Here is a 772-nt window from a genome sequence, read left to right on the forward strand (position 1 = left end):
GAACCGGTGTCGTTGGTTCTGAGGGGCTGGCCAGGATATCAGCCAGGCTGATTTGATCAGGGTTTTCAATAACCAGACGTTTTTCTGATTTTTGACCGAACAGCTGGCGTTTGAACCAGTCCAGCTGTGATTTGAGATTTTCAATCTCGCGTTTCTGCCCGGCATTGACGGCCAACAGCTGTTCAATTAGCTGTTGGGCATCCATCGTTGGGAGGGCAACTTCATTCATGGTGAATGAAGATAGACAGCTCTCAGCTATTTGCAGACAGGATGATGATATCTTTTATAGTGACGCACGGAACGGGTATCAACGCCTTCCAGAATCAGCTTGAGATCTGTCCAATCCAGAACTTGTTTAACGGCAGCCTGAGCATGGGTGTGAAATTGTCCCTGTTCCAGTCGTTTACTCCAGAGGCAGTAACCGCTGCGATCAAAGTAGAGCACTTTGCACTGGGTACGTTTACGATTGATAAACACATAAAGATGTCCGGCGAGAGGGTCTTCCTGCATCTGTCTTTTCACCAGTGCTGACAGACCATCAAACGATTTGCGCATATCAGTTGGTGGGGTATACAGCCAGATACGAACACGGGATTCCGGAAAGAACATACTACGCTTGCCGTATTCTCAGTGTTACGCCGCCAGGGAGTTCCAGCTCCATATCCCAGTGTTCGGATTGTGCGTGACAGCTTGGTGTGGGAACTTCAACCCAATCATTCACCGGTTCTGTGGAGTGATTGCCTCCTGAGTTCTGGTGACAGATTAATTTCTT

Annotated in this window: 2 protein-coding genes; both read right to left on the bottom strand. The window is 48.4% G+C overall.

Going from position 1 to position 772, the window contains the following annotated elements; translation table 11 throughout:
• Positions 1–229: transposase (locus M3P05_RS20575; protein WP_408635969.1), on the bottom strand; the 229-nt coding region annotated here is incomplete at its 3' end.
• 26 nt (positions 230–255) lie between these two features.
• Positions 256–609 (bottom strand): IS66 family insertion sequence element accessory protein TnpB, encoded by a 354-nt coding sequence (gene tnpB, locus M3P05_RS20580; RefSeq protein WP_249702017.1) that lies wholly within the window; start codon positions 607–609, stop codon positions 256–258.
• Between the last annotated feature and the right edge of the window lie 163 nt (positions 610–772).

Origin of the sequence: Parendozoicomonas callyspongiae, from assembly GCF_023502345.1 — a bacterium.
Taxonomy (GTDB): domain Bacteria; phylum Pseudomonadota; class Gammaproteobacteria; order Pseudomonadales; family Endozoicomonadaceae; genus Sansalvadorimonas; species Sansalvadorimonas callyspongiae.

Excerpts from the sequence above, each read along its gene's own strand:
- tnpB (WP_249702017.1), bottom strand. The coding sequence starts at position 609 with ATGTTCTTTCCGGAATCCCGTGTTCGTATCTGGCTGTATACCCCACCA.